The sequence below is a fragment of the Streptomyces sp. NPDC001153 genome (assembly GCF_053598315.1).
Map to the genome: position 1 here is coordinate 274,223 of NZ_JBSFJZ010000006.1, position 23,152 is coordinate 297,374.

Below are 23,152 nucleotides of genomic sequence, written 5' to 3' on the forward strand. Positions count from 1 at the left end.
GGGCACGGTCGGGGAGGGGAGCGATGGAGGCGGTACCGGCGAGAGCACGCGGCTGGGTGGCCGCCGTCGCCCTGCTGGCGCTGCTGTGCCTTCTGCCGCTGCCGACGATACGCGCCCCCTGGTGGGCGCTCGGCCTGCTCGCCGCGCTCTACGCCGCCTCCGAGCACGTCGTACGCCGGCGCTTCGGCGGCACCTTCTACCCCGTGCTGCTCGCCGGGGCGTTCCTGCTGCCGCCGCCGGCCGCCGCGCTGGTCCCGCTGCCCGCGGCCCTGCTCTCGCCGGTCGAGCGCGCCGGGCACCGGCCCGCGCCGCTCCGGCGCGTCTGGCGGGCCGCGCGGCCCGCGCTCGCCGTGTGGGGCGCCGCCCGGGTGCACTGGGCGCTCGGCGGCCGGGACGCGGTCGTCGGCCCCGACTTCCCGTACGCGCTGCTGCCCGCCGGCGCGGCCGTCCTCGCCTTCTGCCTGATCCTCACCGTCCTCGACGGCGGCATCCGCGCCGCTGCCCTCGGCATCCCGCTGCGCCGGGCCTGGCGCGGGCTGCTGTCCCGCTGTCTCGCGCCGGTCGCGGTGCACGGACTCGCCGGGCTGATGATGGCCGTGCTGTGGCGCAGTCCGTACGGCCCGGTCGCCGCGCTGCTCGTGCTGCTGCCGATGTGCGTGTCCTGGTGGATCTTCGCCCAGTACCACCGCGAACGCGCCGCCCACCAGGCCACCATCCGCGCCCTGGTGCAGGCCGTCGACATCAAGGACGGCTACACCCGAGGCCACAGCGAACGCGTCGGCCAGGCCTCCGTGATGATCGCCCGCGAACTCGGCATGGACGACGACCGCGTCGAGGTGCTGCGCTTCGCCGGCATCCTGCACGACGTCGGCAAGCTCGGCGTCCCGACGAGGCTGCTGCGCAAGGACGGCCCGCTGACCCCCGAGGAACGCCGGATCATCGAACTGCACCCCGAGTACGGCCATGAGATGGTCCGCGGGATCTCCTTCCTCGGCGAGGCCCGCGCCGCGATCCTGCACCACCACGAACGCCTCGACGGCAGCGGCTACCCCTACGGCCTCGCTGGCACCCAGATCCCCGAGTGCGCCCGCGTCGTCGCCGTCGCCGACGCCTTCGACGCGATGACCTCCACCCGCTCCTACCGCCGGGCCCGGCCCGTCGAGGCCGCCGTCGCCGAGCTGGAGCGCTGCGCCGGCACGCAGTTCGACCCGCGCATGGTCGGCGCGCTCGGCCGGGCGCTGCGCCGCTGCGGCTGGCACCCCGCGGTCACCTCCGAGGACACCGGGACGCCGCACGGGAGCCAGGGCCGGACGCCGGTCATCGGGGCACCCCGGTGACCGTCCTGCGGATCGTCCACGGCGCCGCCGCCCTCGCCGCGGCCGGCTCCCTCGCCGTCACCCTGTGGACCGGGCTCGACGAACGGGGCGTGGCCCTCGCCTTCGGGGTGCTCATAGCCGTCGGCGAGCTGACCCGCTGGAGCGGCGCCCAGGTACGGCAGGCCGCCCCCCTCGCCACCGCCGGCTCGCTGTCGTACGCCCTGCTCGGAGCGGTGGCCGGACGGCCCACGCACCACGACGCGGCGCAGGTCGTCACCGTGGTCCTCGCCGCCGCGCTACTCGGCGCCGTCCCGCACATCTGGCACGGACGCACCCCCACCCTCGACCATCTGGCCCGCCGGGTGCTCACCGTCGGCTTCGCCGCCGTCTGCTTCCAACCCCTCTACGGCAGGGGCGTGTTCACCTCCTGGAGCGGCCCCGAGCACGCCCTGCTCCTGGTCGCCCTGCTCTGCCTCACCGCCCTGTGCGACGCCGTCCTGGCCGCCGTCCTCGCCCACTCCCGCACCCGCTGGCCGTTCGGCCCGCGCCTGCGCGAGGAGCTGCGCGGGCTGCTCGGCATCGGCTCCGCCGTCTGCGCGACCGGCGCGGTGATGGCGCTCGGGGTCGCCGTCGCCGGGCTGTGGGCGCTGCCCGTGTTCTGCCTGCCCCTGCTGCTCACCCAGTTGTCCCTGCGCCGGTACGCGGCCGTCCGCGCCACCTACCGGCAGACCATCGCCTCCCTCGCCCGCGCCACCGAGATAGCCGGCTGCACCCCCGCCGGGCACGCCCGCCGCGTGGCCGCGCTCGGCCTCGCCGTCGGCCGGGATCTCGGTCTGACCGGGGAGGAACTGACCGTCCTGGAGTACGCGGCCCTCATGCACGACATCGGCCAGCTCAGCCTGGTCGACCCGGTCCCGGCCGGCGCCACCGCCGACCTGCCCGCCGCGGAGCAGCGGCGGATCGCCCTGCTCGGCGGGGCCGTCGTACGGCAGACCGGTGTGTCCGCGGCCGTCGCCGTGGTGGTGGAACAGCAGGCGGAACCCTGGCGCGAACAGCCCGTCGCCGCCCGGATCGTCCGGGCCGTGAACGCCTACGAGGAGAAGACCCGGGACGCCGGCCCCGAGGGGCCCCTGCGGGCGCTGGAGGAGCTGCGCCTCGGCACCGCCGGTGACTACGCTCCGGAGGTGGTGGAGTCCCTCGCCCGGGTCCTGGCCCGGCCACGGGCCTGGCGGGAGAGCGCGCCGGTGGCGGGCCACGGGAGACGCACGGCACTGTCTGACCCCGCTCCCGGCTGGGTAACCCATGGGTAATGAGCGCCTTTCCCGGCGTACGTGGTTGGATGCGAGGGAGAGGGTGTCCGGGGGCACAAGCCAGCCCACTGTGCGGAAATGGAACTGGCAGGCGGGAATCGTGAGGATCTTCGGCAAGGGACGGCACCGGCCCTCCGCCTCCTGGCGGCAGGCCACCGACCGCGCGTTCACGCTCATCGGCGACGGCCGCTACGAGGACGCGGGCGAGCTGCTGACACGGGCCGCCGATCTGGAGCCCTGGCTGTCGGAGTCCTGGTTCAACCTCGCCCTGCTGCACAAGTTCCGCCACGACTGGGAGCAGGCTCGCGCGGCCGGTCTGCGGGCGGTCGCGCTGCTGGACCGGGAGAACGGGGCGCCCGACTGGTGGAACGTCGGCATCGCCGCCACCGCCCTGCAGGACTGGTCGCTGGCCCGCCGCGCCTGGCAGGCGTACGGGCTGAAGGTGCCCGGCGGAGCCGCCGTGGCCGGGGAACCGGTCGGCATGGAGCTGGGCAGCGCGGCCGTACGGCTGTCCCCGGAGGGTGAGGCCGAGGTCGTGTGGGGCCGCAGGCTGGACCCGGCGCGGATAGAGGTGCTGTCCATCCCGCTTCCCTCGTCCGGGCGACGCTGGGGCGAGGTCGTGCTGCACGACGGGGTCCCGCACGGCGAGCGCACGACGACCACCGGCCACGCCTACCCGGTCTTCGACGAGATCGAGCTGTGGGCGCCCTCACCCGTGCCGACCTGGGTGGTGCTGCTGGAGGCGGCCACGGAGGCGGACCGGGACGCGCTGGAGCAGCTGGCCGCCGACGCGGGGTTCGCCGCGGAGGACTGGTCCTCCTCGGTGCGGCTGCTGTGCCGGATGTGCTCGGAGTCGCGGATGCCGTCGGACGAGGGCGAGGGCGACCACCTGGATCCGCACGACCACAGCGAGCCCGGTCATCCCGGGCCGCTGGGGCACCGGACGGACGGGCAGCTGTGGGTGCCGGAGCGGGAGTGCGGGGTGGCCGCGCCGGCTTCGCTGGTGCGGGGGCTGCTGGACGGGTGGGTCGCCGACAGCCCGGACTCCAGGGACTGGCGCGACCTGGAAGAGGTTTGCTGAGCCGCCGACGACCTGCCGCCTTTAGGCTGTACCCGAGACTTTTCCCAGTTTTGCAGGAAGGCGTACGTCGGTCATGGCGCAGCAGGACACCGATCAGCAGCACGCGGGCGTGCTCCCCGTCGACGAGGAGGGGTACGTCGTCGACACGGAGGACTGCGAGGAGCGCGAGAAGGCCTGGCGGGAGCGCGGGACCTCGCGGGCGATCACGGTCGTCGGCAACCCGGTGCTGCACAAGGAGTGCAAGGACGTCACCGAGTTCGGCGAGGAGCTGCAGCAGCTCGTCGCCGACATGTTCGCCAGCCAGCGCACCGCCGAGGGCGTGGGCCTGGCCGCCAACCAGATCGGTGTCGATCTGAAGGTCTTCGTCTACGACTGCCCCGACGACGAGGGCGTCCGGCACACCGGCGTGGTCTGCAACCCCAAGCTCGTCGAGCTGCCCGCGGACAGGCGCCGCCTGGACGACAGCAACGAGGGCTGCCTGTCCGTGCCGACGGCGTACGCACCGCTCGCCCGGCCCGACTACGCCGAGGTGACCGGCCAGGACGAGAAGGGCAACCCGATCAGGGTCCGCGGCACCGGCTACTTCGCACGGTGTTTGCAGCACGAGACCGACCACCTCTACGGCTACCTGTACATCGACCGGCTGTCCAAGCGGGACCGCAAGGACGCGCTGCGGCAGATGGCCGAGAACGAGCCACGCTATCCGGTGGTCGCCAACGACTAGCCGACGTCGGGCACTTGGGGCGCCCGGCCGGGATCGCTCCCGGTCGGGCGCCCTTCTCTTGCCCGGCCTCGCTCGTCCGTGCGGCGTACAACTGATCCCTTCTGTCCTCCTGGTGATCCTTAATCGGTCACGCAAGGGGGGATTCTCGGCACCTTGGGGTAGTGAGTGAAGCAAATCCGTTCCCATGACGGTCAGTTGTGGTGCTGAATGTAAGTGCGGGGATACGCAACGGCGCACGCCCGGCACGACGGGAGGGGCGTGCGCTCCTGGCGGCTGAGAGGGGTTTGTACGTGCATGCTTTCCCACACAGCACCACAGCGACGCCGATGGCGGTCGTAGTACCACCCTCGCTGGCACTCCCGGTGATCGAGTCCGCCTTTCCTCGGCAACTGCACCCGTATTGGCCGCGACTCCAGGAGAAGACACGTCTCTGGCTGCTGGAAAAACGGCTCATGCCGGCGGACAAGGTGCAGGAATATGCCGACGGACTGTGCTACACCGACCTCATGGCGGGCTACTACCTCGGCGCCGCCGACGAGGTCCTGCAGGCCATCGCCGACTACAGCGCATGGTTCTTCGTCTGGGACGACCGCCACGACCGGTACGTCGTCCACGGCCGGGCCGACGACTGGCGGCGCCTCAGGCACCGCCTGCACGCGGCCCTGGACGCACCCCGGCACCATCTGCACCACCCGGACCCGCTGGTCGCGGGGTTCGCTGACAGCGTGCTGCGGTTGTACGGCTTCCTGTCGCGCACCTGGAACCAGCGGTTCGCCCGGCACTTCCACGCGGTGGTCGAGGCCTACGACCGCGAGTTCCGCAACCGCACCGAGGGATACATCCCCGGCGTCGAGGAATACCTCGCCCTGCGCCGGCACACCTTCGCCCACTGGATATGGACGGACCTGCTGGAGCCGAGCGCCGGGTGTGAACTCCCGGATTCCGTAAGAAAAGACCCCGCTTATCGCCGGGCCGCGCTGCTCAGCCAGGAATTCGCCGCCTGGTACAACGATCTGTGCTCGCTGCCGAAGGAAATCGCGGGCGACGAGGTCCACAATCTCGGCATCAGTCTCATCACCCATGAGGGGCTGACTCTCGAGGAATCGGTGGACGAAGTCAGGCGGCGCGTCGAGGAATGCATCGATGAATTCCTCCAGGTCGAGCAGGACGCCCTGCAATTCGCCGACGACCTCGCCGACGGCACCGTCCACGGAAAGGAACTGAGCGCCGCGGTGCGCGCCTGCGTCGGCAATATGCGGAACTGGTTCAGCTCCGTCTACTGGTTCCACCACGAGTCCGGCCGGTACATGGTCGACACCTGGGACGACCGGTCCACGCCCCCGTACGTCACGAACGAAGCGGCAGGTGAGTAATGACCGTCGAGTCTGTGCACCCCCTGACCTCCGAGACCACCGAGCTGCGTGAACCCCCGCTGGCCGGAGGCGCCGTGCCGGGCCTCGGGCACGGCCTGCAACTGGTCCGCGACCCGCTCGCGTTCATGTCCCGGCTCCGCGACCACGGCGACGTCGTACGCCTCAAGCTCGGCCCCAAGACGGTGTACGCCGTCACCACCCCGGAGCTCACCGGCGCGCTCGCCCTCAACCCCGACTTCAAGATCGACGGACCCCTGTGGGAGTCCCTCGAGGGGCTGCTCGGCAAGGAGGGCGTGGCCACCGCCAACGGCCCCCGGCACCGGCGTCAGCGGCGCACCATCCAGCCCGCGTTCCGGCTCGACGCGATCCCGGACTACGGGCCGATCATGGAGGAGGAGGCGCACGGGCTGACCGAGCGCTGGCGGCCCGGCGAGACCGTCGACTGCACCTCGGAGTCCTTCCGGGTGGCCGTGCGCATCGCCGCCCGCTGCCTGCTGCGCGGCGAGTACATGGACGAGCGCGCCGAGCGGCTCAGCATCGACCTCGCCACCGTCTTCCGCGGCATGTACCGGCGGATGGTCATCCCGCTGGGGCCGCTGTACCGGCTGCCCTTCCCGGCCAACCGCGAATTCAACCGGGCGCTGGCCGATTTGCATCTGCTGGTGGACGAGATCGTCGCCGAGCGGAGGGCATCTGGTCAAAAGCCGGACGATTTGCTGACGGCATTGCTGGAGGCGAAGGACGACAATGGCGACCCCATCGGGGAACAGGAGATCCACGACCAGGTCGTCGCCATACTCACCCCCGGAAGCGAAACAGTGGCTTCCACGATCATGTGGCTGCTTCAGGTCCTCGCGGAACACCCGGAACACGCCGAGAAGGTACGGACCGAGGTCGAATCCGTGACCGGTGGCCGACCGGTCGGATTCGAACACGTCCGCTCACTCGCGCACACCAACAATGTCGTCGTCGAGGCCATGCGGCTCAGGCCGGCCGTATGGATATTGACGCGGCGCGCGGTGACCGACACCGCGCTCGGCGCCTATCGCATTCCCGCCGGGGCCGACATCGTCTACAGCCCCTACGCGATCCAGCGCGACGCCCGCTCCTACGACCGCCACCTCGACTTCGACCCCGACCGGTGGCTGCCGGAGCGGGCCAAGGAGGTGCCCAAGTACGCCATGAGCCCCTTCAGCGTCGGCAACCGCAAGTGCCCCAGCGACCACTTCTCCATGACCCAGCTGAGCCTGATCACCGCGGCGATCTCGGCGAAGTACCGCTTCGAGCAGGTCGCCGGGTCCGACGACACCACCCGCGTGGGTATCACGCTCCGCCCGCACAACCTGCTGCTGAGGCCGCTGCCCTGGTAGGAGCGCCGGGGCAGGACACCTGGTACCGGCGCGCGCTCAGGCGGCCTCAGGGCCCCGGAACGCGCGCCGGTAGGCGTATCCCCGAAACGGAGCGCCGGCTCAGAAGTCCTCGTCCAGGTCGACGGTGCCCTCCACCGCGACCTGGTACGCCGACGGGCGGCGCTCGAAGAAGTTCGTCAGCTCCTGGACGCCCTGCAGCTCCATGAAGGAGAACGGGTTCTCCGAGCCGTACACCGGGGCGAAGCCGAGGCGGCCGAGGCGCTGGTCGGCGACGCACTCCAGGTACTGCCGCATCGACTCGGTGTTCATGCCCGGAAGGCCCTCGCCGCACAGGTCGCGCGCGAACTGCAGCTCGGCCTCCACGGCCTCCTTCAGCATGTCGGTGACCTGCTGCCCCAGCTCGTCGTCGAACAGGTCCGGCTCCTCCTTGCGGACGGTGTCGACCACGTCGAAGGCGAAGGACATGTGCATCGTCTCGTCGCGGAACACCCAGTTGGTGCCGGTGGCGAGACCGTGCAGCAGGCCCCGGCTGCGGAACCAGTAGACGTACGCGAAGGCGCCGTAGAAGAACAGGCCCTCGATGCACGCGGCGAAGCAGATCAGGTTGAGCAGGAAGCGACGGCGGTCGGCCTTCGTCTCCAGCCGCTCCAGCTTCTCCACCTTGTTGATCCACTTGAAGCAGAACTGCGCCTTCTCGCGGATGGACGGGATGTTCTCGACGGCCGCGAAGGCCGCCGCCCGGTCGTCCGGGTCGGGCAGGTAGGTGTCCAGGAGCGTCAGGTAGAACTGGACGTGCACGGCCTCCTCGAAGAGCTGACGGCTCAGGTAGAGCCGCGCCTCGGGGGAGTTGATGTGCTTGTACAGCGTCAGCACCAGGTTGTTGGCGACGATCGAGTCACCGGTCGCGAAGAAGGCGACCAGGCGGCCGATGAGGTGCTGCTCCTCGGGCGTCAGCTTCGCGAGGTCGGCGACGTCCGAGTGGAGGTCGACCTCCTCCACGGTCCAGGTGTTCTTGATCGCGTCCCGGTAGCGCTCGTAGAAGTCCGGGTAGCGCATGGGGCGGAGGGTGAGTTCGAAGCCCGGGTCGAGCAGGTTCGTGTTACGGGTGGTGGTCGGAGCGGTCATTACTGGCAGGCCTCGCAGGACTCGGGGTTCTCAAGGGAGCAGGCGACCGCGTCGGGGTCGGCGACCTGCTGGACGGGGATGGTCTTCTGGGGCTGCGCCTGGCCCTGGGCCGCGCGGGCGATGCGGGTCGCCGGGCGGGAACGCAGGTAGTACGTCGTCTTCAGCCCCGACTTCCAGGCGTAGGCGTACATCGAGGAGAGCTTGCCGATGGTCGGCGTCTCCAGGAAGAGGTTCAGGGACTGGGCCTGGTCCAGGAACGGGGTGCGCGCCGCCGCCATGTCGATCAGGCCGCGCTGCGGGATCTCCCACGCCGTGCGGTACAGCGCCCGTACGTCGGCCGGGATCCACGCGAAGTCCTGCACCGAGCCGCCCGAGTCGCGCAGCGCCTCCCGGGTGCGCGCGTCCCACACGCCCAGCTCCTTCAGGTCCTGCACCAGATAGGAGTTGACCTGCAGGAACTCACCGGACAGCGTCTCGCGCTTGAACAGGTTCGACACCTGCGGCTCGATGCACTCGTACACGCCCGCGATGGAGGCGATGGTGGCGGTGGGCGCGATGGCCAGCAGCAGGGAGTTGCGCATGCCGACCTCGGCGACACGGCTGCGCAGGGCCGCCCAGCGCTCCGGCCAGGTCAGCTCGACGCCGTAGTGGTCGGGGTGCAGCACACCCCGGGCCGTACGGGTCTTCTCCCAGGCCGGCAGCGGGCCGTTGCGCTCGGCCAGGTCGGCGGAGGCCTCGTACGCGGCGAGCATGATCCGCTCGGCGATCCGCGTGGACAGGGCCTTGGCCTCCGGCGAGTCGAAGGGCAGGCGCAGCTTGAAGAGGACGTCCTGCAGACCCATCGCGCCGAGGCCGACGGGACGCCACTTGGCGTTCGACCGTCCCGCCTGCTCGGTCGGGTAGAAGTTGATGTCGACCACGCGGTCGAGGAAGGTGACGGCGGTGCGGACGGTGTCGTCCAGCCGCTGCCAGTCGATGTCCCCGTCGGCCACGAAGGCACCGAGGTTCACCGAACCCAGGTTGCAGACCGCCGTCTCCCCGTCGTCCGTGACCTCCAGGATCTCCGTGCAGAGGTTGGAGGAGTGGACCACGTGCCCCGGCAGGGCCGTCTGGTTGGCGGTGCGGTTGGCCGCGTCCTTGAAGGTCATCCAGCCGTTGCCGGTCTGCGCGAGCGTGCGCATCATCCGGCCGTACAGCTCACGCGCCGGCATGGTCTTCTTCGCCAGGCCCGCCTCCTCGGCCTTGCGGTAGGCGGCGTCGAACTCCTCGCCCCACAGGTCCACCAGCTCCGGCACGTCCGCCGGGGAGAACAGCGACCACTGCGCGTCGGCGTTGACCCGGCGCATGAACTCGTCCGGGACCCAGTGCGCGAGGTTCAGGTTGTGCGTGCGGCGGGCGTCCTCGCCGGTGTTGTCCCGCAGCTCCAGGAACTCCTCGATGTCGGAGTGCCAGGTCTCCAGGTAGACGGCCGCGGCGCCCTTGCGCCGGCCGCCCTGGTTCACGGCCGCCACCGAGGCGTCCAGGGTCTTCAGGAACGGCACGATGCCGTTGGAGTGCCCGTTGGTGCCGCGGATCAGCGAACCGCGGCTGCGGATACGGGAGTACGACAGACCGATGCCGCCGGCGTGCTTGGAGAGCCGGGCGACCTGGTGGTAGCGGTCGTAGATGGAGTCCAGCTCGTCCAGCGGGGAGTCGAGGAGGTAGCAGGACGACATCTGCGGGTGCCGCGTGCCGGAGTTGAAGAGCGTGGGGGAGGACGGGAGGTAGTCGAGCCGGCTCATGAGCCCGTAGAGCGCGGCCACTTCGTCCACGGAGCGGGTCGTGTCGTCCTCGGCCAGGCCGCTCGCGACCCGCAGCATGAAGTGCTGGGGCGTCTCGATGACCTTGCGGGTGATCGGGTGCCGGAGCAGATAACGGCTGTGCAGGGTGCGCAGGCCGAAGTAGCCGAAGCGGTCGTCGGCCCGGCGGTCGACCAGCGCGTCGAGCCGCTCGGCGTGCAGCCGCACGAAGTCGGCGGTGCGGTCGGCGATGAGCCCCTCGCGGTGCCCCACGGCCACGGACCCGGTGAAGGACGTCACGCCCTGCGAGGCGGCCTCGGCGCGGATGGAGAGGGTCAGCAGCCGGGCGGCCAGCCGGGAGTAGGCGGGGTCCTCGGAGATGAGCCCGGCGGCGGCCTCGGTGGCCAGCTCGCGCAACTCCGCCTCGTCGGCCCGAGCGGACCGGCCGCGCAGCGCGGCGGCGGCGACCCGGCCGGGGTCGGCGTCGGGGAGGTCGGCGGTCAGCTCGGTCAGGGTCCGCAGCAACGCGGTACCGGGACCGTCGGTCTCCAGGCCGCTGGCTGAAGCCGGATCTGCTGGCGCGATGGTCACGTGGGGCTCTCCCTCGATCGGCACGGGGGCCTTGTGGAGGGCAGGGGGCAGCCACGAGCGCGCACGGCGTCGCGTCCACCGGCCCATCCCACGAGGCCCGGACGTCTGAAGGCCACCCGGACCGGACGGCCGGGTGCGCTGCCGGCAGGTCCTCGGACTGACTCCTGTGCACGGCGTTTCTGGGAACGGACATGCACAAGTACACCGTTGCGGGACAGTTCCGGATTCACACCGGATTCCCCTGCGGCGACAGCGAGGATGAGCATACATCTAGTGGCGGGCTGTCGTGTCACCCCCAGATGTTGTGTTGTGGCGGCTTCGGAGCGTGTTCCCCGGATATAACCGGTACGGAGGGATCCAGGTATGGGTCTTTCTCGGGCGTACGGTCGTGCAGCCAGATCAGTCGCTCGATCGAGTGATCCGCTGTGAACGTGCAGGTGCGTGCCGACGCCCTTGCAGGCGGCGGCACTTGAGGCGACTCCGCGCGCCTGCAACGAGGCTGCGACCTGGTGTAGTCGCGTGGCGTTCGACAAGGATGTGAAGCGCAACTTCGAGTTGCGGCAGCGCACGTACGGCGAAGTGAAGTCCAGGTGGGGGCTGGGGGCTGGGGGCACAAGCTGCCCAACATGTGATCAAGAAGACCTGCATCAGTCACAAGATTGCGAAGCATGTGGCCCCAACGGGCCACCCACTCCAGCTGGGCCTTCGCCCAGCTCGGGCAGTTCATCGCGTACAAGGCCCGCCGGGCGGGGGTACCGGTGGTGTACGTCGACCCGGTGTACACCCCCCGCACCTGCGCAGAGTGCGGGCACATGGACAAGGCGAACCGGGTCTCCCAGGCCCGCTTCGCATGCCGGTCCTGCGGATTCGTTGATCACGCGGACCGGAACGGCTCCCGCAACATCCGCGCTCGCGCGCGGGAGTTGTGGCGATGCGGGGCCCAGTCAACGGCCCCCGCCCCACCCCCGGAGCAGCGGGGTGAGGCAGGACGCAGACGCAGCGCCACCGCCAGTGACGCCCGTTGTGCAAGCCCGTCGCCTCAACGAGGGGTGGTTGACAGCGTCAACTCGTAGGTGAGCAGGGTGATGTCGAGCTGCTCCGGCAGCGGATTCCAGTCCCGCTCGGGTGTGCGAACGAAACCCAGCCGTTCGTAGATGCGGTGGGCGGCGTGCATGGTGTGCTGGGTGGACAGGACGATCCGCACACAGCTCTCGATGGTCCGCGCCCTGTCGACGCAGGCCCGCACGAGGGCCTCGCCGACGCCCCGGCCACGCGCTGTCCGGGCGACGGCCAGCATCCGTATCTCGGCCTCCCCGGGGCGCGCGATGTCGGCCATGGGACCGCCGGACGGCACGAAGGTCACCCCGCCGAGCACTCTGCCGTCCTCCACGGCGACGAGCACGTCCGCGTCGGCGGCGCGCTTCGCCACGTCCCTCAGCTCGCCGAGGTACGAGTCGCCCTCTCCGAAGTCCAGGAGGCCGTCCTGAAGATAGGCCTGGGCGGTGATCTCGCCGAGGCTTTCGTAGTCGCCCGGCGTCGCCTGCCGGATCACGAAGTCCATGGCACCGAGTGTGCCGTAGGGGTACGACAACGGGCCGCCGGATTCTCCTCCGGCGGCCCGTCGTACGACAGTCGTTCAGTGACCGGCGCCCGCCGTCGCCGGCGGCAGTTCCACCTGTACCCCCGGCTCGCCCGCGTCCGCCGTGTAGTCCTCCGGCTCGGTCTCGTCGACGCCCTCGGGGGCCTTCGCGGCCTTGAGGACGAAGGTGAGGAGCACGGTGACCACGACGTTGAGGACGAACGCGGTGAGGCCGATGTAGCCGATCTCGCCGATGCCGGGGATCTCTTTGGCCGAGCCGCCGAAGTGCTTCTGGGTCGGGGAGGCGACACCGTACGCGGCGACCGTGCCGTACGCCATGCCGACCGCCCAGCCGGCGAGCAGGGCCCAGCGGTGGAACCAGCGGGTGAACAGGCCGCCGACCAGGGCCGGGAACGTCTGCAGGATCCAGATGCCGCCCAGCAGCTGGAAGTTGATGGCGACCGTCTTGTCCATGGTGAGGACGAAGACCAGCGCGCCGACCTTCACCAGCAGCGAGACGATCTTGGAGACCTGGGCCTCCTGCTTCGGCGTCGCGTCCGGCTTGATGAAGTCCCGGTAGATGTTGCGGGTGAAGAGGTTCGCCGCCGCGATGGACATGATCGCCGCCGGGACCAGCGCGCCGATGCCGATCGCCGCGAAGGCCACGCCCGCGAACCAGTCCGGGAACATGTTCTCGAACAGCTGCGGGATGGCCAGCTGGCCGTTGGTGACCTTGACCCCGGCCGCGATCGCCATGAAGCCCAGCAGCGCCAGCAGGCCGAGCATCAGGGAGTACAGCGGCAGGATCGTGGTGTTGCGGCGGATCACGTCACGGCTCTTGGAGGACAGGGTCGCGGTGATCGAGTGCGGGTACATGAACAGGGCGAGGGCGGAGCCCAGGGCCAGGGTGGCGTACGTCCACTGGCCGGTCTGCGGGGGCACGAGCGCGCCGCGCGGCTTGCCCGTCGCCGGGTTGACCTGGCTGAACGCGTGGCCCGCCTTGGCGAAGATGTCGTCGAAGCCGCCCAGCTTGATGGGGATGTAGATGATCGCCACCGCGATGACGATGTAGATCAGCGCGTCCTTGACGAAGGCGATCAGGGCGGGGGCGCGCAGGCCGGAGGAGTAGGTGTACGCCGCCAGCACGCCGAAGGCGATCAGCAGGGGCAGGTCCCGCACGAACCAGTTGGTGCTGCTGTCCCCGCCGACGCCCATCACGTCCAGCACCGCCTGGATGCCGACGAGCTGGAGCGCGATGTACGGCATCGTCGCGAGGATGCCGGTCAGCGCGACCGCCAGCGACAGGCCCCTGGAGCCGAAGCGGCCCCGGACGAAGTCGGACGTGGTCACATAGCCGTGGCGGTGGCTGACCGACCACAGGCGGGGCAGGAACGTGAAGATCAGCGGGTAGACCAGGATCGTGTACGGCACCGCGAAGAAGCCGGCCGCGCCCGCCGCGTAGATCGCCGCCGGCACGGCGACGAAGGTGTACGCCGTGTACAGGTCGCCGCCGAGCAGGAACCACGTGATCCAGGTGCCGAACGACCGTCCGCCCAGGCCCCATTCGTCCAGGGAGTGCTCGTTCTCGGCCCTGCGCCAGCGTGCGGCGAGGAAGCCGATGACCGTGACGGCCAGGAAGAAGAAGATGAAGACGCCGAGCGCGACGCCGTTGACGCCGTTCTTCACTTCGCGTCACCACCCTTCTCGGCAGCGGGGGAAGCGGAGGAAGCATGGGCGGCGCGGTCGCGCTGGTCGCGCTGCCACAGCTTGTACGCGGTCATCGTGAGTGCGGTGGAGATCAGCACCCAGAGCATCTGGTACCAGTAGAAGAACGGGATCCCGATGAGGGCGGGGTCCGTCTTGGCGTAGGAGCCGACCCAGAGCGTCGCCACGAAGGGCGCGACGAGACACAGGCCGATGATCACGCGGACCGGTGTCACCACCGGTGGTTTCACTTCAGGCGTTTCGGACATGCCACGGGCTCCGTCCCCTCGCTGATCACCTGTGTAATGCGCAGGCAATGTAGGTGACGGTGTCCTGGAAGCGGAAGACCTCGTCCGGATCTCGGTATATCGATTCAGCGACGTTCGGTGGGTCCTACTCGGCGGGCCGCTTCAGCCTCGCGACGAACTTGTAGCGGTCGCCCCGGTACACCGACCGCACCCACTCCACCGGCTTGCCCTCGCGGTCCAGGGAGTGGCGGGAGAGCATCAGCATCGGCAGGCCCACGTCGGTGCCGAGCAGGCCCGCCTCGCGCGGGGTGGCCAGCGAGGTCTCGATGGTCTCCTCGGCCTCGGCGAGGTGGACGTCGTAGACCTCGGCGAGGGCGGTGTAGAGGGACGTGTACTTCACCAGGGAGCGGCGCAGGGCCGGGAAGCGCTTGGCGCTGAGGTGGGTGGTCTCGATGGCCATCGGCTCGCCGTTGGCCATGCGCAGCCGCTCGATGCGCAGCACCCGTCCGCCGGCGGCGATGTCGAGCAGTCCCGCGAGCCGGTCGTCGGCGGTGATGTAGCCGACGTCCAGCAGCTGCGAGGTCGGCTCCAGGCCCTGGGCGCGCATGTCCTCGGTGTAGGAGGTGAGCTGGAGCGCCTGGGAGACCTTGGGCTTGGCGACGAAGGTGCCCTTGCCCTGGATGCGCTCCAGGCGGCCCTCGACCACCAGTTCCTGCAGGGCCTGGCGGACGGTGGTGCGGGAGGTGTCGAACTCGGCCGCCAGGGTGCGCTCGGGCGGGACGGGCGTGCCCGGCGCCTGGGTCTCCGTCATGTCGAGCAGGTGCTTCTTCAGGCGGTAGTACTTGGGCACGCGCGCCGTACGGACGGTCGTACCGGCCTCGTTCTCCGCACTGCTGACGTCGGTGGTCATGCTCTGCCTTCCCGGCTCCCGGTGCCGAAAGCGACCGACTGACATCGGCCACGGCTCACATCGTGGCACGGGTTCTTCTGTCAGGACTCCACCCGCACGCTCCGTGATCCCCTCTATATATCGTTGCAACCGAAGTTGGTCTAGTCCATCAGCCCGGAGGTCCCGGTCTAGATCCCCTGCCAGTCCGGCTTGGCCGCGAACGTGTGCCGGAAGTAGTCGGCCAGCTTCAGTTTGGACGCGGCCGCCTCGTCGACGACCACCGTGGCGTGCGGGTGCAGCTGGAGCGCGGAGGCCGGGCAGACGGCCGCGACCGGGCCCTCGACGGTCGCGGCGACCGCGTCCGCCTTGCCCTCGCCGGTCGCCAGCAGCACCAGGTGACGGGCCTCCAGGATGGTGCCGATGCCCTGGGTGATGACGTGGTGCGGCACCTGCTCGATGTCTCCGTCGAAGAAGCGGGCGTTGTCGACGCGGGTCTGCTCGGTCAGCGTCTTGATCCGGGTGCGCGAGGCGAGGGACGAGCACGGCTCGTTGAACCCGATGTGCCCGTCGGTGCCGATGCCCAGCAGCTGCAGGTCCACCCCGCCGGCCGCGGCGAGCGCGCGGTCGTACGCCTCGCAGGCCGCCTGGATGTCCTCGGCGGTGCCGTCGGGTCCGAGGAACGCGTCCATGCCGACGCCGAGCGGCTCCAGGACCTCCCGGCGCAGCACCGAGCGGTAGGACTCGGGGTGGTCGGCGGGCAGTCCCACGTACTCGTCGAGCTGGGCTATGCGCGCCCGCGAGGTGTCCACGGCGCCGGAGCGCCACTTCGCGGTCAGTGCCTGGTAGACGGGCAGCGGGGTGGAGCCGGTGGCCACGCCGAGCAGGGCGTCGGGCTTGCGTCGCAGCAGCTGTGCCATGGCCTCGGCGATCAGTTCGCCGCCCGCCGCGGCGTCCGGAACGATGACAACTTCCACGCTGGGCCTGCCGTTCTGAAGGGGCTCTGGACGTCTGGGTGGTTTAGACCAATCTAACAGAACCGGGTCCCCCGGAGTGAGCCTCTGTATTTTTCTAAGGGCCGTTATAAAATGCCCCCCATGGTGAGCGGTCAGGACACGGGAACGCGGGCCGGGGCCTCCAGAACGCGCGGCCGTCCGCGCTCCTTCGATCGTGCCACCGCCCTGGAGAAGGCGCTCATGGCCTTCTGGGAGCACGGCTACGAGGCCACCTCGGTCGCCGACCTCACCCGGATCATGGGCATCGGCGCCCCGAGCCTGTACGCGGCCTTCGGTGACAAGCGGACGCTGTTCGAAGAGGTCGTGCGGCTCTACACCGACACGTACGGCGCCTTCCGCGAGCGCGCCCTCGCCGAGGAGCCCACCGCCCGCGCCGCCGTCGCGCGCATGCTGCGCGAGGCCGCCGCCGAGTACACCGACCCCGCGCACCCGTACGGCTGCCTGGTCGTACACGCCGCCACCAACTGCGCCAGCCGCGAGGTGGAGCGGCTGCTCAGCGAGCGGCGCACCGCGGACATCGCCGCCTTCGAGTCCCGGATCCGGACGGACGTCACGGCGGGCCGGCTTCCGGCCGGCACCGACGCCGCCGCCCTCGCCCGGCACACCGGTGCCATGATCCAGGGCATGTCCCAGCAGGCCCGCGACGGGGCGAGCCGCGAAGAACTGGAGGCACTCGCGGAAATTGCCCTGTCCATCTGGCCCCAAGGGTGACCCGCGCGGGCTAGGCTTCGTGGCATCGGGTGCCATCGGTCCTGTGCGCCGGTCTTCGTGCAGACCGACAAGACCATGGACACAGCGTTGTGGTCTAGTCCACAATCACACTGGGCAACCAGACCGTGGGCTTCCAAGTGAACAAGCCTCCGTCTTCCCCGCACAGGAAGGCGGATCGAGGAACCGGGGCTCTCTGCCCTGACTGCACCGGCTCCTCGACCTTCGGCCGACCGGGACCGCACACCCCACGGCCGATGATGCTCCGGGCTGCGGTGCCGGGAGGGTTGAGGGTCCCTTCCAGGCGCCGCGGCCCGCGGGTGTTTCCCGGGGCCGGTCACGGGTGTTTTCCGGCCATCCGAGGCTCGCGGGTACGCTCACAACGTGCCCTCCATGAACGAACTGGTCCACCAGCACACCGCCCTCGACGACTCCGACCTCGAGTGGCTCCACCTGCTGGTCTCGGAGTGGCAGCTGCTCTCCGACCTCTCCTTCGCCGACCTGGTCCTGTGGGTCCCCACCCGGGACGGCACCCGGTACGTCTCGGTCGCCCAGATGCGCCCCAACACCGGCCCCACCTCCTACCAGGACGACATGGTCGGCCACCTGGTCCCGCGCGGCCGGCGGCCCATGCTGGACGCGGCGCTGGACGAGGGACGGATCGTGCGCGAGGGCGACCCGGAGTGGCGCGAAGAGGTCCCCGTACGGGTCGAGTCCATCCCCGTACGGCGCGAGGGCCGCGTGCTCGGTGTGATCGCCCGCAACACCAATCTGCTGACCGTCCGCACCCCGAGCCGTCTGGAGCTGACCTACCTCCAGAGCGCCTCGGACCTCGCGCAGATGATCGCCGCAGGATCGTTCCCCTTCCCCGACCAGCAGGTCGACATGGACGCCTCGCCGCGCGTCGGCGACGGCCTGATCCGGCTGGACGCCGACGGCCTCGTCCAGTACGCCTCCCCGAACGCGCTGTCCGCCTACCATCGCCTGGGTCTCGCCGCCGACCTGGTGGGCCACCACCTCGGGCAGACCACCGCCGAACTCGCCCCGACCCGGGGACCGGTGGACGAGGCCCTCGTCAAGCTCGCGAGCGGCTGGGCGCCGCGCGAGTTCGAGATCGAGGCCAACGACGGCGTCATCCAGTTCCGGGCGATCCCGCTCAAGCCCAAGGGCACCCGGATCGGTTCGCTGGTGCTGTGCCGGGACGTCACCGAACTGCGGCGCCGCGAGCGGGAGTTGATCACCAAGGACGCGACCATCCGGGAGATCCACCACCGGGTGAAGAACAACCTCCAGACCGTCGCCGCGCTGCTGCGGCTGCAGGCCCGGCGCATCGAGTCCGAGCGCGGCCGGGAGGCCCTGGAGGAGGCCGTCCGGCGGGTCGGCTCGATCGCGATCGTGCATGAGACGCTGTCTCAGAACCTGGATGAGCGCGTGGAGTTCGACGACATCGCCGACCGCGTGCTGGCGATGGTCGCCGAGATCTCGCCGGGCAAGGTGACCGGTCGGCGCAGCGGGCGGTTCGGGATCCTCGACGCCGAGGTGGCCACCCCGCTGTCGATGGTCCTGACCGAGATCCTGCAGAACGCTCTGGAGCACGGCTTCCGCGAGGGCGACACCGGCACGGTCGAGGTCTCGGCGGTCCGTGGCGGTACGACGAAGGAGGCCCGCCTCCTCGTCACGGTCCAGGACGACGGCGTCGGCCTGCCCGAGGGCTTCGACCCGCACCGCTCCGGCAACCTGGGGCTGCAGATCGTACGCACCCTGGTGGAGGGGGAGTTGGGCGGCTCCTTCGACATGGTCCCGGCGCCGGGGCGGGGGACCAGGGTGATCCTCGACATTCCGGTGCGGGCGCAGAAGTGAACAACTCCGTGCGCCGTCAAGGAGCTTGAGGACAGCAAAAAGCCCCGGACCGTCGTTGGTCCGAGGCTCGTGCTCGTTGCTGCTCTGCTAAAACGCTAGCGGCATCGGGGGATACTGCGCGCTGCGGCTCGGGGGCGGGAGATGCGTGCGTGCTGCACGCGCCGCCAAGCTCAGGCTGTCAGCAGGGGTGGGTATGTCAGGCGGAGGCCTGACGGGCCCGGTTGCGGGCGGCGCGGCGCTTCATGGCGCGGCGCTCGTCCTCGCTGAGACCACCCCAGACGCCGGAGTCCTGACCGGACTCGAGCGCCCACTGCAGACACTGCTCGATCACCGGGCAGCGACGGCAGACGGCCTTGGCTTCCTCGATCTGCAGCAGCGCAGGACCGGTGTTGCCGATGGGGAAGAAGAGCTCGGGGTCTTCCTCGCGGCAAACGGCGTTGTGACGCCAGTCCATGGCTGCTACCTCTCCTAGGTTCTCTGAACGTATATGACGTGCAGGTTGCTTGTGAATGTGAACGCTTTCACGAATCCCTCAACAAGTGAAGGGCCGACCGCCGAGTCTTCCCCGGCGTGGTCCTTGGTTTGAAGAGGGGTTCCGGTGATCAGTGGAGGCCGGTGTTGCGGGCCGTCCCGATCGCCACGTAGAGACTCGCAAACCTCGGCGACGGATACAACCCCTTCCGGAAAGTTTTTTTTGATTCCTCGGTGTCGACTAGGTCACAGCCGTACTTCCATGGGGTGGATCCTGGCCTAAACGTTCGAGTGAAAGGACTTTTGCCCGTTCCGCTCACACAATCACACGCAGTGCACGGCGTACACCTGTGAACGTCACGCTCGTACGCAGTCCCAGGTGGTCACCGTCCATCTGTAGGGGCAGAGGAACCTTCGAATGCAAGGTGAACTGATCCAGATCATGCAGCGAGACGACATGTCGACCATGGGGTCCGCGCTCGGGGGACGAAGTGAGCAACTGGGTGCCATACCGGGCAACCGCGGCCGCCGACAGGCGGCTGAGACCGAGTACGTCGACGCCGGTATCGAACGAGGCCTTAGGTGATGTGTACATGGGGCGATTGCCGAGATACGTCCAAGGGGACGTGTTCGAGATTATGGCGACCACAAGATCGGCAATCGGGTCCTCGCCGGGTTGCTCCAGCGTGATCGAGCCGTGCCGCCGGTTCGGCTCACCGAGGAACTGCCGGATCACCTGACGTACGTACAACGCGTGCGTCGACTTCTTGCCGCGCTCACGCTGCTGCTCCACCCGGCCGACGACACCCGCGTCGAATCCCAGTCCCGCGTTGAAGGTGAACCAGCGGTCCGGGACCGCCTCGTCCTCGGTGCCGGGCGTGCCCGAGGTCAGTCCGAGCCCGACCACCCGCTCCCGGCCCTCCCGCAGCGCGTCCAGCAGGGCGCCGGTGGCCTCGACCGGGTCGTTGGGCAGGCCCAGGGCGCGGGCGAAGACGTTCGTGGAGCCGCCGGGTACGACGGCGAGACCGGGCAGGCGGTCCAGGTCGGGGCCGGCGTGCAGCAGGCCGTTGACGACCTCGTTGACCGTGCCGTCGCCGCCGAGGGCCACCACGAGATCGATGTCGTCGCTGTCCGCCGCCTGCCGGCCGAGGTCGCGCGCGTGCCCTCGGTACTCGGTGGTGACCGCCTCCAGCTTCACCTCGCTCGCCAGCGCGTGGATCAGCACATCACGCCTGCGCGCACTTGTGGTGGTTGCCGCCGGGTTGACCACGAGAAGTGCACGCATGGTCAGCAGCGTACCTACTGGGGGGTACCGGGCCCACAGCGAGGTAGGGATCGGGTAAGAGGGGCGGGCGTGAGCCTGGACACGCCGCTGGTCTGCGGGCCGCCCCGTCGGGGCGCTGACTCGCCCCGCTACCCTGCTGGGGTGAGCAGTGAGCAGAAACCCGCCCAGGAACCTCGTCCCCGCCGGCTGACCTACGCCGCCGCGCTGGCCGGGCTGGAGGGCGCCGCCCTCGGGGTCGGCGGGCTGTGGGTGCTCGTCCTCGCGTTCACCGGCTCCCCGGACGACCGGCAGCAGGCCGTGACCCTCGGTGGGACCCTCGTCGTGCTCGCGCTGCTGCCGCTGCTCGCCGCGCGCGGACTGCTGCTGCGGCGCAGCTGGAGCCGTGGCCCCGCGGTGATCACCCAGGTCATGGCGCTGCCGATCGCCTACAACCTGCTCAAGGCCGACAGCATGGCCATCCCGGCCGGCATCGCCCTCGCGGTGGTCGCCGTGGCGGCGCTGGTCCTCCTCGTCAACGGCGAGACGACCCGGGCCCTCGGCATCAAGGGACCGGGCCGCGCGGAGTAGGACTCCTCACTCCTCCACGAGCAGCTTCTCCCGCAGCTGGGCCAGCGTGCGGGCCAGCAGCCGGGAGACGTGCATCTGGGAGATGCCGACCTCCTGCGCGATCTGCGACTGGGTCATGTTCCCGAAGAAGCGCAGCAGCAGGATCCGCTTCTCGCGCGGCGGCAGATCCTCCAGCAGCGGCTTGAGGGACTCCCGGTACTCCACTCCCTCCAGCGCCTCGTCCTCCGCGCCGAGGGTGTCGGCGACCGCCGGGGACTCGTCGTCGGTGTCGGGGACGTCCAGGGACAGCGTGGAGTACGCGTTGGCGGACTCCAGGCCCTCCAGGACCTCCTCCTCGGAGATCGCGAGCTTCTCGGCCAGCTCGTGGACCGTGGGGGAGCGGCCGTGCAGCTGGGACAGCTCGGCCGTCGCCGTGGTCAGCGCGAGCCGCAGCTCCTGCAGCCGGCGCGGTACGCGGACCGCCCAGCCCTTGTCGCGGAAGTGCCGCTTGATCTCGCCGACCACCGTCGGGGTGGCGTACGTGGAGAACTCCACGCCGCGCTCCGGGTCGAACCGGTCGACGGACTTGATCAGCCCGATCGTGGCCACCTGGGTGAGATCGTCCAGCGGCTCGCCGCGGTTGCGGAACCGGCGCGCCAGGTGCTCCACGAGCGGCAGATGCATACGGACCAGCTGATTGCGCAGCTCCGCGTACTCCGGGCTGCCCTCTTTCAGGGCGCGCAGCTCCACGAACTTCGCCCGTGCACCGCTGCGGTCCGCCGGGTCGTGCTGTACGGCCTGCACGGGTTGTACGGCCTGTACGGCCTGCGTGCCCGGCGCGTCGTCCTCGGCGTACCGCTCGTGCTCGCTCATCGTCCCGCCCGTAGCCCTTCCCCGAGCCCTGGCCCCCGCGCGGCGCTCCGCCGTGGGCGCCTCGCCACCGGCTCCCGCGGAGTCCTCCTGCGGGTGTGGTCTGGCCTGCTCGGGGATGCCGTCGATGCCGTCCGCCATGCGCCGGGAACCGTCCCGGGGAGCCTCCCCGGACAGGTCGCCCGTGCTCGGCCAGGGGGCACCCCCGTCCCCGGCCGGCAGCTCCCGTGTGCCGCGCTCTTCGTCCCGCACCGGACCGTCCCCGTTCCTCACGCCGGGCCGGGGCCCGCGCCGCGCTGTTTGTAGAGGCTGATCGACACGGTCTTGTCCTCGTCCACGGCGGACGAGACCTTGCCCGCGAGGGCCGAGAGCACGGTCCAGGCGAAGGTGTCCCGCGAGGGGGCGTGGCCGTCCGTGGTCGGCGCGGAGACCGTGACCTCCAGCGAGTCGTCGACGAGCCGGAAGACACAGCTGAGCACCGAGCCGGGCACGGCCTGCTGGAGCAGGATCGCGCAGGCCTCGTCCACGGCGATGCGCAGGTCCTCGATCTCGTCCAGGGTGAAGTCCAAGCGGGCCGCGAGTCCGGCCGTGGCCGTCCGCAGCACCGACAGGTAGGCACCCGCGGCCGGCAGCCGGACTTCCACGAAGTCCTGGTTCGCCGCGGGCTCGCCTGCGATCTGGGACACCCTCACCTCCATGGTGGTACAAGCTTTACGGGGCCGAGGGTCGCCCCCCGGGGTAACGCGGACGCGGTTCCGCGGTGACGCTATCGCGCTCCGAACGTTCCTGTCCCGGGACCCCAACCCCCCTGGCGTCACTCACAGTAAAGCTGTGCATACGCTCCGTGTCTAGAGGGTTTGCGGGCCCAAATGGGAAGAGCGCGCGCCGGGTTGACGTACCCAGACGTCACACGCTCGAACCGTCGTGCGGCCACCGCCCCATGCAGTGTCACACGACAACCCGGTCGGGCGGGAATGCGATCACACGGAAAGCCGCTCGGAAGAGGGTCGGAAAGGGCCGGACAGGGTCAGACGAGTACGTGGTCCACGAAGCACCACCGCCAGTCCTCGCCGGGCTCGAAGGTCCGCATCACCGGGTGACCGGACATCTCGTGGTGCTGCGTCGCGTGCCTGCCGGGCGAGGAGTCGCAGCAGCCGACATGGCCGCAGCTGAGGCACAGCCGCAGTTGCACCGGGTGCGTGCCGTTGCGCAGGCACTCGGGGCAGGTCGGATCGAGCGGCTCCGGTTCCGGGTGCGGCAGCGCGTCGGCGTGCGTGCACTGTTTCATGATTGCCAGATTACGACGGTCGT

General features: G+C 70.1%; 22 protein-coding genes and 1 riboswitch. Of the genes, 10 read left to right on the forward strand and 12 right to left on the reverse strand.

The window, feature by feature from the left end:
• The first annotated feature begins 23 nt into the window (after positions 1-23).
• The 6 genes from ACWDEN_RS09540 (at position 24) to ACWDEN_RS09565 (ending at position 7,174) form a co-directional block, all read left to right on the forward strand.
• Positions 24-1,337 (forward strand): HD-GYP domain-containing protein, encoded by a 1,314-nt coding sequence (locus ACWDEN_RS09540; RefSeq protein ID WP_450858227.1) that lies wholly within the window; start codon positions 24-26, stop codon positions 1,335-1,337.
• Entirely contained in the window at positions 1,334-2,626 is a 1,293-nt protein-coding gene (locus tag ACWDEN_RS09545) for an HD-GYP domain-containing protein (RefSeq protein WP_351613463.1), read from the forward strand. Before ACWDEN_RS09540 ends, ACWDEN_RS09545 begins: the two co-directional genes overlap by 4 nt.
• A gap of 100 nt (positions 2,627-2,726) precedes the next feature.
• Positions 2,727-3,707, forward strand: coding sequence for a hypothetical protein (locus ACWDEN_RS09550; protein WP_351613466.1), 981 nt, complete (start codon positions 2,727-2,729; stop codon positions 3,705-3,707).
• Between the two features lie 73 nt (positions 3,708-3,780).
• Positions 3,781-4,431 carry a peptide deformylase gene (gene def / locus ACWDEN_RS09555; RefSeq protein WP_351613469.1) on the forward strand — a complete coding sequence of 217 codons (651 nt, stop codon included), beginning with the start codon at positions 3,781-3,783 and terminating at the stop codon, positions 4,429-4,431.
• Between the two features lie 290 nt (positions 4,432-4,721).
• Entirely contained in the window at positions 4,722-5,804 is a 1,083-nt protein-coding gene (gene cyc1 / locus ACWDEN_RS09560) for an epi-isozizaene synthase (RefSeq protein ID WP_450858230.1), read from the forward strand.
• On the forward strand, positions 5,804-7,174 hold the full coding sequence (locus tag ACWDEN_RS09565) for a bifunctional albaflavenone monooxygenase/terpene synthase (RefSeq protein WP_450858232.1): 1,371 nt from the start codon (positions 5,804-5,806) through the stop codon (positions 7,172-7,174). The genes cyc1 and ACWDEN_RS09565 overlap by 1 nt, the downstream gene beginning before the upstream one ends.
• A gap of 99 nt (positions 7,175-7,273) precedes the next feature.
• Here ACWDEN_RS09565 and ACWDEN_RS09570 read toward each other — a convergent pair whose 3' ends face one another.
• Both ACWDEN_RS09570 and ACWDEN_RS09575 read right to left on the reverse strand, forming a co-directional pair.
• Positions 7,274-8,299: a ribonucleotide-diphosphate reductase subunit beta gene (locus ACWDEN_RS09570; RefSeq protein ID WP_351613477.1), complete on the reverse strand. Its 1,026-nt coding sequence runs from the start codon at positions 8,297-8,299 to the stop codon at positions 7,274-7,276.
• The gene (locus tag ACWDEN_RS09575) at positions 8,299-10,668 is read right to left on the reverse strand and encodes a ribonucleoside-diphosphate reductase subunit alpha (protein WP_351613480.1); all 2,370 of its coding nucleotides are present in this window, start codon (positions 10,666-10,668) and stop codon (positions 8,299-8,301) included. The genes ACWDEN_RS09570 and ACWDEN_RS09575 overlap by 1 nt, the downstream gene beginning before the upstream one ends.
• Before the next feature lie 126 nt (positions 10,669-10,794).
• Positions 10,795-10,934: riboswitch (cobalamin riboswitch) on the reverse strand.
• Between the two features lie 402 nt (positions 10,935-11,336).
• Between ACWDEN_RS09575 and ACWDEN_RS09580 the strand changes: the two genes are divergently transcribed.
• Positions 11,337-11,741, forward strand: coding sequence for a zinc ribbon domain-containing protein (locus ACWDEN_RS09580; protein ID WP_351613483.1), 405 nt, complete (start codon positions 11,337-11,339; stop codon positions 11,739-11,741).
• Here the strand turns inward: ACWDEN_RS09580 and ACWDEN_RS09585 are convergent.
• From ACWDEN_RS09585 to nagB, 5 genes are all read right to left on the reverse strand, one after another.
• Positions 11,708-12,229: a GNAT family N-acetyltransferase gene (locus tag ACWDEN_RS09585; RefSeq protein ID WP_351613486.1), complete on the reverse strand. Its 522-nt coding sequence runs from the start codon at positions 12,227-12,229 to the stop codon at positions 11,708-11,710. The two genes, ACWDEN_RS09580 and ACWDEN_RS09585, sit on opposite strands and share 34 nt — an antisense overlap.
• A gap of 75 nt (positions 12,230-12,304) precedes the next feature.
• Positions 12,305-13,933, reverse strand: a complete 1,629-nt coding sequence (gene mctP / locus ACWDEN_RS09590; protein ID WP_351613489.1) for a monocarboxylate uptake permease MctP — start codon at positions 13,931-13,933, stop codon at positions 12,305-12,307.
• Complete coding sequence (locus ACWDEN_RS09595) at positions 13,930-14,220, reverse strand: DUF3311 domain-containing protein (RefSeq protein WP_351613492.1); 291 nt, start codon at positions 14,218-14,220, stop codon at positions 13,930-13,932. Before ACWDEN_RS09595 ends, mctP begins: the two co-directional genes overlap by 4 nt.
• A 124-nt stretch (positions 14,221-14,344) precedes the next feature.
• The gene (locus ACWDEN_RS09600; RefSeq protein ID WP_055705994.1) at positions 14,345-15,109 is read right to left on the reverse strand and encodes a GntR family transcriptional regulator; all 765 of its coding nucleotides are present in this window, start codon (positions 15,107-15,109) and stop codon (positions 14,345-14,347) included.
• A gap of 167 nt (positions 15,110-15,276) precedes the next feature.
• Positions 15,277-16,062, reverse strand: coding sequence for a glucosamine-6-phosphate deaminase (nagB, locus tag ACWDEN_RS09605; protein WP_351613495.1), 786 nt, complete (start codon positions 16,060-16,062; stop codon positions 15,277-15,279).
• A 120-nt stretch (positions 16,063-16,182) separates the two neighbouring features.
• On the opposite strand from nagB, the gene ACWDEN_RS09610 reads away from it, so the two are divergent.
• Complete coding sequence (locus tag ACWDEN_RS09610; protein ID WP_351613497.1) at positions 16,183-16,812, forward strand: TetR/AcrR family transcriptional regulator; 630 nt, start codon at positions 16,183-16,185, stop codon at positions 16,810-16,812.
• Positions 16,813-17,202: 390 nt separating this feature from the next.
• On the forward strand, positions 17,203-18,669 hold the full coding sequence (locus tag ACWDEN_RS09615; protein ID WP_351613500.1) for a sensor histidine kinase: 1,467 nt from the start codon (positions 17,203-17,205) through the stop codon (positions 18,667-18,669).
• A 196-nt stretch (positions 18,670-18,865) separates the two neighbouring features.
• Here ACWDEN_RS09615 and ACWDEN_RS09620 read toward each other — a convergent pair whose 3' ends face one another.
• Both ACWDEN_RS09620 and ACWDEN_RS09625 read right to left on the reverse strand, forming a co-directional pair.
• Entirely contained in the window at positions 18,866-19,123 is a 258-nt protein-coding gene (locus tag ACWDEN_RS09620) for a WhiB family transcriptional regulator (protein WP_003992873.1), read from the reverse strand.
• Between the two features lie 333 nt (positions 19,124-19,456).
• Positions 19,457-20,425 (reverse strand): diacylglycerol/lipid kinase family protein, encoded by a 969-nt coding sequence (locus ACWDEN_RS09625; RefSeq protein WP_351613503.1) that lies wholly within the window; start codon positions 20,423-20,425, stop codon positions 19,457-19,459.
• A 141-nt stretch (positions 20,426-20,566) separates the two neighbouring features.
• Between ACWDEN_RS09625 and ACWDEN_RS09630 the strand changes: the two genes are divergently transcribed.
• The gene (locus tag ACWDEN_RS09630) at positions 20,567-20,992 is read left to right on the forward strand and encodes a hypothetical protein (protein ID WP_351613505.1); all 426 of its coding nucleotides are present in this window, start codon (positions 20,567-20,569) and stop codon (positions 20,990-20,992) included.
• A 6-nt stretch (positions 20,993-20,998) separates the two neighbouring features.
• Here the strand turns inward: ACWDEN_RS09630 and ACWDEN_RS09635 are convergent, their stop codons facing one another.
• The 3 genes from ACWDEN_RS09635 to ACWDEN_RS09645 form a co-directional block, all read right to left on the reverse strand.
• Positions 20,999-22,093 carry an RNA polymerase sigma factor SigF gene (locus ACWDEN_RS09635; protein ID WP_351613508.1) on the reverse strand — a complete coding sequence of 365 codons (1,095 nt, stop codon included), beginning with the start codon at positions 22,091-22,093 and terminating at the stop codon, positions 20,999-21,001.
• 17 nt (positions 22,094-22,110) lie between these two features.
• Positions 22,111-22,527: an ATP-binding protein gene (locus ACWDEN_RS09640; protein WP_009190566.1), complete on the reverse strand. Its 417-nt coding sequence runs from the start codon at positions 22,525-22,527 to the stop codon at positions 22,111-22,113.
• A 341-nt stretch (positions 22,528-22,868) separates the two neighbouring features.
• Positions 22,869-23,129, reverse strand: a complete 261-nt coding sequence (locus ACWDEN_RS09645) for a UBP-type zinc finger domain-containing protein (protein WP_351613511.1) — start codon at positions 23,127-23,129, stop codon at positions 22,869-22,871.
• Positions 23,130-23,152 lie beyond the last annotated feature (23 nt).

Excerpts from the sequence above, each read along its gene's own strand:
- ACWDEN_RS09625 (WP_351613503.1), bottom strand. The coding sequence starts at position 20,425 with ATGCGTGCACTTCTCGTGGTCAACCCGGCGGCAACCACCACAAGTGCG.
- ACWDEN_RS09600 (WP_055705994.1), bottom strand. The coding sequence starts at position 15,109 with ATGACCACCGACGTCAGCAGTGCGGAGAACGAGGCCGGTACGACCGTC.
- ACWDEN_RS09585 (WP_351613486.1), bottom strand. The coding sequence starts at position 12,229 with ATGGACTTCGTGATCCGGCAGGCGACGCCGGGCGACTACGAAAGCCTC.
- ACWDEN_RS09595 (WP_351613492.1), bottom strand. The coding sequence starts at position 14,220 with ATGTCCGAAACGCCTGAAGTGAAACCACCGGTGGTGACACCGGTCCGC.
- ACWDEN_RS09570 (WP_351613477.1), bottom strand. The coding sequence starts at position 8,299 with ATGACCGCTCCGACCACCACCCGTAACACGAACCTGCTCGACCCGGGC.
- ACWDEN_RS09580 (WP_351613483.1), top strand. The coding sequence starts at position 11,337 with ATGTGGCCCCAACGGGCCACCCACTCCAGCTGGGCCTTCGCCCAGCTC.
- ACWDEN_RS09565 (WP_450858232.1), top strand. The coding sequence starts at position 5,804 with ATGACCGTCGAGTCTGTGCACCCCCTGACCTCCGAGACCACCGAGCTG.
- ACWDEN_RS09620 (WP_003992873.1), bottom strand. The coding sequence starts at position 19,123 with ATGGACTGGCGTCACAACGCCGTTTGCCGCGAGGAAGACCCCGAGCTC.
- def (WP_351613469.1), top strand. The coding sequence starts at position 3,781 with ATGGCGCAGCAGGACACCGATCAGCAGCACGCGGGCGTGCTCCCCGTC.
- ACWDEN_RS09610 (WP_351613497.1), top strand. The coding sequence starts at position 16,183 with ATGGTGAGCGGTCAGGACACGGGAACGCGGGCCGGGGCCTCCAGAACG.
- ACWDEN_RS09540 (WP_450858227.1), top strand. The coding sequence starts at position 24 with ATGGAGGCGGTACCGGCGAGAGCACGCGGCTGGGTGGCCGCCGTCGCC.
- ACWDEN_RS09645 (WP_351613511.1), bottom strand. The coding sequence starts at position 23,129 with ATGAAACAGTGCACGCACGCCGACGCGCTGCCGCACCCGGAACCGGAG.
- ACWDEN_RS09615 (WP_351613500.1), top strand. The coding sequence starts at position 17,203 with ATGAACGAACTGGTCCACCAGCACACCGCCCTCGACGACTCCGACCTC.